The sequence below is a fragment of the Streptomyces sp. WELS2 genome (genome assembly GCF_013870595.1).
Taxonomy (GTDB): domain Bacteria; phylum Actinomycetota; class Actinomycetes; order Streptomycetales; family Streptomycetaceae; genus Streptomyces.
The window spans coordinates 1-6589 of sequence record NZ_JACBWZ010000322.1 but is presented as its reverse complement, the minus strand read 5'-3'; the positions used below and the strand labels follow the sequence as shown (position 1 = coordinate 6589).

4 protein-coding genes and 1 pseudogene are annotated in these 6589 nt (G+C 71.7%); 4 read left to right on the top strand and 1 reads right to left on the bottom strand.

What is annotated here, in order from left to right; all coding sequences use genetic code 11:
• From H5J33_RS19155 to H5J33_RS19140, 4 genes and pseudogenes are all read left to right on the top strand, one after another.
• Nucleotides 1-289: pseudogene (locus tag H5J33_RS19155) on the top strand (TIGR03089 family protein); the annotation flags it as partial.
• Between the two features lie 185 nt (nt 290-474).
• Nucleotides 475-1659 (top strand): LCP family protein, encoded by a 1185-nt coding sequence (locus H5J33_RS19150; RefSeq protein ID WP_399552872.1) that lies wholly within the window; start codon nt 475-477, stop codon nt 1657-1659.
• Nucleotides 1660-1901: 242 nt separating this feature from the next.
• Entirely contained in the window at nt 1902-3662 is a 1761-nt protein-coding gene (locus H5J33_RS19145) for an LCP family protein (RefSeq protein WP_181796153.1), read from the top strand.
• Between the two features lie 80 nt (nt 3663-3742).
• A complete protein-coding gene (locus tag H5J33_RS19140) occupies nt 3743-5386 on the top strand; it encodes an LCP family protein (RefSeq protein WP_181796152.1) in 1644 nt (547 codons plus the stop codon).
• A gap of 44 nt (nt 5387-5430) precedes the next feature.
• On the opposite strand, the gene H5J33_RS19135 is transcribed toward H5J33_RS19140, so the two are convergent.
• Nucleotides 5431-6453, bottom strand: a complete 1023-nt coding sequence (locus tag H5J33_RS19135) for a glycosyltransferase family 2 protein (protein WP_181796151.1) — start codon at nt 6451-6453, stop codon at nt 5431-5433.
• Nucleotides 6454-6589 lie beyond the last annotated feature (136 nt).

Here is a 6589-nt window from a genome sequence, read left to right as displayed (position 1 = left end):
GCCGGTGGACCCGCGGGGGCCGGCGCTCGCCGTCGACGGACGGGAGTTCAGCGGGGCGGAGGTGGTCGAGCGGGCCTCGGCCGAGGCGCCCTCGCTGGAGCTGACCGGGCCCGGTTCCCGGCTGCTGTCCGGGCTGCCGTACGACACCTGGGAGGGGCTGAGCGCGGGACTGTTCTCCCCGCTGGCCGTCGGCGGGTCCGTGGTGCTGTGCCGGCACCTGGACCGGCTGGACGAGGAGTCCCTCGCCAAGCGCGTCGAGAGCGAGCGGGTGACCGCGGTACGCCGCTGAGCCCGTACCGGCGGCCGTCGTACGGCCCGGCCGAGCGGCCCCGCGCGACGCCCCGGCGCCCCCGCTCCCCGGGGGCCCCGCGCCTCACCCGTTCGGAGCAGCAAAGGGCGCTGCCCGGGCCGCTCCCCCGCCATCGTCGTAAGGGCAGCACGTGACGCTCGTACGCCATGAGGGGATGGCCCATCGTGACCGACACCGCAGGCAGGCCCCTCGGTACCGGTCGCGGGCCGGGGGCCTCGGCCACCGGGAACGGGCTGATACGGCGTCGCCGGCGGCGGCTGCGGAACTCGGCGCTGGGGGCGGCCGCCCTCCTCCTCGCCGCCGCCGGCACCGGCTGGGCCGGTTACGCCCGGCTCAGCGCCAACATCACCTCCGACGAGGCCGCCGCCGCCGAACTGGCGCGCTACGAACGGGAGCGGCCCACCGCGCTGGTGCGGGACGCGCAGAACATCCTGCTGATCGGGTCCGACACCCGGGCCGGGGAGGCCAACCGCGAGTACGGCAAGGGCATCGACGGCCAGCGGTCGGACACCACGATCCTGCTGCACCTGGCCGCCGACCGGACCGGCGCCACCGCCGTGTCGCTGCCCCGCGACCTGATGGTGCGCATCCCCTCCTGCCGGCGGGAGGACGGCACGCGCAGCGACCCGGTGTTCGCGATGTTCAACCACGCCTTCGAGGTGGGCGGTTCGGCGTGCACGATCCGGACCGTGGAGAAGCTCACCGGGATCCGTGTCGACCACCACATGGTGCTGGACTTCGCCGGGTTCAAGGAGATCGTGGACGCCGTCGACGGCGTCGAGGTCTGCCTGGAGAAGCCGGTGGACGACAAGGCGGCCAAGCTCCGGCTGCCCGCCGGGCGGGTCACCCTGAACGGGGAGCAGGCGCTCGGCTACGTGCGCGCCCGCAAATCGCTCGGCAACGGCAGCGACACCGAGCGGATGGGGCGCCAGCAGCGGTTCCTCGGCGCGCTGGTCGACAAGGTGCGCGGCGACGACATCCTGCTCAACCCGGTGAAGCTGTACCCGCTGCTGGACGCGGCGACCTCCGCGCTGACCACCGACCCGGAGCTGGCGAGCCTGCGCGGCCTGTACCAACTGGCCCGCGGGCTGCGCGACATCCCCACGGAACAGGTGCGGTTCCTGACCGTGCCGAGACGGTCGTACGTCTACGACGCCAATCGTGACCAGCTCGTGGAGCCGGAGGCCGAGAAACTGTTCGGGCGGCTGCGGACCGACCGGCCGGTGGCGGTGGCACGGGAGAATTCACAGGAAGTTCCCCGGGACGTCACAGGCGCGGGCGGCCCGGACGGCCCCTCGCCCGCCCCGACGTTTCCCGGGTACACCGCCGCGGAACACACCTGCGAGTAGGCCGTCCTACCGAAAAACGGTGAACCTCCGATTTGAAAATGAGGGGGATTGCCCGGTTGTAGGCACACCGAATTTGTCATCGGCGTCGTCCGACGCTGAACTGGGCGGATAGTGTGAGCGATCCGGTGCACCTGGCCGCGAGGTCCGACGGGCTTTGTCGGGGTCGTGCACTGTTTCACCGAGACCCGAGCGCCTTGGAGGGGGAAGGCGCCGCGTGGCCCCGACGGAGGATTCGGACAACCGTGGACGCGCAAGGCCGTGGGCGGGCGGACAACATCGACCCCGCAGACCAGTGGGTGCTCAATCCGAACACCGGCGAATACGAATTGCGACTGAGCCCTTCCGCAGCGCAGTCGCCGGTTCCCGGACCGCGCAGACCGTCCGCCGAGGACGACGGCGGTGCGGCGGGCGGCCGTGCCCGGCGGCAGGGCGGCGAGAGCCGGCAGTCGTCCCGGGCGCGCGGCACCGAGGTGCCGGCGCCGCGCTCGGCCCGGCGCCGGGGAACGGAGCCGGAGGCGCCGCAGGGCCGGCGCGCGTCCCGGCGCCCGGCGAAGAAGGCGTCACGGGCGAAGAAGGTGCTGCTGTGGACCGGCGGGTCCATGGCGTTCGTGCTGGTCGCCGTGACGGCCGCCGGCTACCTCTACATCAAGCACCTGAACGACAACATCACGTCCGTGTCCGACGACGGCGCCGGCACCGGTGGCTTCCGCAAGGACGAGGCGATCAACATCCTGCTGATCGGCACCGACAAGCGCACCGGCAAGGGCAACGAGGGCTACGGCGACGCGGGCAGCGTCGGGCACGCGGACACCACGATCCTGCTGCACGTGTCCAAGGACCGCTCCAACGCCACCGCGCTGAGCATCCCGCGCGACCTGATCACCGACATCCCGGACTGCCCGACCCGGCAGGAGGACGGCACCCAGAAGATCATCCCGGGCTCGACGGGCGTCCGTTTCAACACCAGCCTCGGGCAGGACGGCCGTACGCCGAGCTGCACCATGCGCACGGTGACCGAGCTGACCGGGATCAAGCCGGACGACTTCATGGTGGCCGACTTCAACGCGGTCAAGACGCTGACCGAGGCGGTCGACGGTGTGGACGTCTGCCTGGCCAAGGACATCGACGACCCGGACTCGCACCTGAAGCTGTCCAAGGGCACCCACAAGATCTCCGGTGAGCAGGCGCTGGCGTTCGTGCGCACCCGGCACTCCGTGGGCCTCGGCGGCGACCTGAGCCGGATCGGGCTCCAGCAGCAGTTCCTGGGCGCGCTGATGCGCAAGCTGAAGGGCAACTCCACGCTGACCAGCCCGACCAAGATGGTGAAGCTGGCGGAGGCCGGCACCAAGGCGCTGACCGTGGACGACAAGCTGGACGACATCAACAGGCTGAAGGACCTGGGGCTGGAGCTGGGCAAGCTCAACCCGAAGAACCTGGCCTTCACGACGCTGCCGGTCAAGGACAACCCGGCCGACGGCCCCGTGCACAAGACGGTGATCCTGGATCAGGCGCTGGCCCCGCAGGTGTTCCAGGCCATCCAGAACGACGTCTCCTTCACCGACGTGAAGAAGAAGGAGAAGGCGGCCAAGGACGCTCAGGCCGCCCGGCTGAAGGGCACCCAGGCGCCCGCCTCCGAGGTGCGGGTGCGCGTCCTGAACGGCGGGGCGCAGGCCGGCAGCGCGCAGGCGGTGCTCGGCTGGCTGCAGAACGACCAGGGCGTGACCAAGTCGGAGAACGGCGGCAACGCCCCCGCGAAGCTGGCCAAGACCACGCTGGAGTACGCGCCCGACCAGGCGGCCCAGGCCCGCCGGCTGGCCGCGATCATGGGCCTGTCCGGGGCCGCGCTGAAACCGGGCGAGAGCGTGACCAACGCGCAGGGGCTGCCGGCGATGACGCTGACCCTGGGCGCGGACTTCAAGGGAGCGGGCATCTCCCTGAGCCCTCCGACGAAGGCGCCGAAGGTCGACAAGTCCACGGCGGACAAGGTGAAGTGCGCGTCATAGGTAACCCCTGGGGCCCGTCGTGCGTCTAACCGGACGCGGGACGGGCCCGCTGCTTGGCGCGAGGGCGGGGAGGGCAGGGAGTGGCGCAGAGCGAGGTGCGCGGAAAGGCTCCGGCGGTCGAGGAGGCGGTGGCGCGCACGCCTGCGACCGCGGGGGCACCGGCGGACGGGGGCAGATGGCGGACGGGCGGTGCGCAGACCGGCCGGCGGCGGCGCAGAAGGCGGGTGCTGCGCTGGTCGGCGTCGGTGCTGGCGGTGGTGATACTGGGCACCGCGGGCGCCGGATATCTGTACTACCAGCATCTCAACGGCAATCTCCACAAGGGGCGGCGCGCCAACGGCGACGACTCCAAGGCGCACCGGACCGCGCCGAACGCGGCCGGCCAGACCCCGCTGAACATCCTGCTGATCGGCTCCGACAGCCGGAACTCCGCGGAGAACCTGAAGCTCGGCGGCAGCCGGGACCACGCCGGCGACCCGCCGCTGGCGGACGTACAGATGCTCATCCACCTCTCGGCGGACCGCAAGAGCGCCGCGATGATCAGCATCCCGCGTGACACCCGGGTGGACATCCCCGCGTGCACGGACCCCGACACCGGCAGGGAATACCCGCCGACGAACGACATCATCAACGTCACCCTGGCCCGTGGCGGGGCCGGCTGCACGCTGCTGACCTGGGAGAACCTCACCGGGGTCTATATCGACCACTGGATGACGATCGACTTCGCGGGCGTGGTGCGGATGGCCGACGCGATCGGCGGCGTCGACGTCTGCGTGAACCAGAACGTCTCGGACCACCCGACGGCCACCGTGTCCGGCGGATCCGGGCTGAAGCTGACCAAGGGCACGCACAAGGTGAAGGGCGAGCAGGCCCTGCAGTGGCTGCGCACCCGGCACGCCTGGGGCGACGACCTGATGCGGGCCCGCGCCCAGCACATGTACCTGAACTCGATGATCCGCACGCTCAAGCAGCAGAACGTGTTCACCGACACCGGCCGGCTGATGGACCTGGCGGACGCGGCCACCAAGTCGCTGCACGTGTCCGAGGAGATCACCTCGGTCAAGAAGCTCTACGACCTCGCCATGCAGATGAAGTCGGTGCCGACGGACCGCATCACCTCCGTGACCATGCCCAACCTGAAGGACCCGCGGAACGGGAACCACGTCATCCCCGACGAGAAGAACGCCGACAAGATGTGGCAGATGCTCCGGGACGACGTGCCGTTCGACAAGAACGGCGGGAAGGCGGACGGGAAGGGCGGCAAGAAGGACACGGCCGCCGGCAAGCCGGACAAGAAGCCCTCGCTGGACCCGGCCGCGCTCGGGGTGCTGGTGCGCAACGCCACCGGGACCTCCACCGAGGCCGCGGTGCGGCAGCGGGCGTCGGCGATCGCCCAGGTGCTCGCCGGCAAGGGCTACGCCCGGGCGCAGGCCGACGCCTCGGGGAGCCTCGCCGAGGACAGGACGCTGGTGCGTTATCCGAGCGCTGACCTGGAGGGCGACGCCCAGGCGGTGGCCGAGGCGCTGGGCATCCCGATGGCCCAGGTGCAGAAGTCGACCGACGTCTCGGGGGTCACGGTCGTCGTCGGCGCGGACTGGCGCTCCGGCTCGGCGTACCCGAAGAAGTCCGAGCCCAAGGCCGGCGACCTGCCGGAGAACTCCGACGCCGTGAACGGCTCGGACACCTCCAAGTGCATGGACGTGTACGGCCCCTACCGCTGGTAGCGGACCGGTTTCCGGGGCCCCGCGCGAGGGGCCCCGGCGCGGGTTCAGGCGTGGACCGCGGGCCGGCGGGAGGCGATGACCTTGCGCGCCAGCGACTTCGGGCTGGTCAGGAAGCCCCAGCCCCAGGACATGTGCATGGTGGCCAGGGCCACGGGTATGCGCAGCCGGGCCGGCAGCGGCAGCCCCTTGCCGGCCGGGACCGAGCCCGCGACGATCGCGGCCAGGTAGCCGCCGGGGACCACCAGGCCCCAGGGGGTCAGCGCGACACCGACGACGAGGCCCGCCGCGATCGCGCACACCGCCACCGGCGGGGCGAGGTAGCGCAGGTTGATGGACCCGGAGTGGTAGCGGGCGACGACGTGCCGCCAGCGGCCGTAGTCCTTGTACTGCGTGGCCAGCGCGCGCACCGACGGCCGCGGCCGGTACGACACCCGCAGCTCGGGCGAGAACCAGATCAGCCCGCCCGCCTCGCGGATCCGGAAGTTCAGCTCCCAGTCCTGGGCGCGGATGAACTCCTCGTTGTAGCCGCCCTGCTGCTCCAGCGCCTCGCGCCGGAACACGCCGAGGTAGACGGTCTCGGCGGGGCCGGCCTGGCCGCCGGTGTGGAAGGCCGCGTTGCCGACGCCGATCCTCGACGTCATCGCGGCGGCCACCGCGTGCTCCCAGGCGTTCTCGCCCTCGGCGTGCATGATGCCGCCGACGTTCTGCGCGCCGGTCTCCTCCAGCAGCCGCACGGCGGTGGCGATGTAGTTCGGCGAGAGCATGCCGTGGCCGTCCACACGGACCACGACCGGATGCCGGGACGCCTTGATCGCCGCGTTCAGCGCGGCCGGGGTGCGGCCGGTCGGGTTGGGCACGGTGTGCACGCGGGGGTCCGCGCGGACCAGCTCGGCGGCGATCTCGTCCGTGCGGTCCGTGGACGGACCGAGGGCGATCACGACCTCCATCTCGCCGGCGTACTCCTGCGCGAGGATCGCTTCGACGGCTCCGCGCAGATGCCGCTCCTCGTTGAGGACGGGCATGATCACGGACACTGCGGGGAGCCGCACGTCGGGCTTGGCGTTCATAGGAGCCTCACGTTACCGCGAACGGGGGACACGGATGCGCGCCACCGGGGCCGCGGCGCGGGCTGGAGATCGTATCGGCCTACTGTGCTCCCGGATCCCGCGTACGGCCTCGTCCGGAGGTGTCCCCCTTGCCCAG

Excerpts from the sequence above, each read along its gene's own strand:
- H5J33_RS19135 (WP_181796151.1), bottom strand. The coding sequence starts at position 6,453 with ATGAACGCCAAGCCCGACGTGCGGCTCCCCGCAGTGTCCGTGATCATG.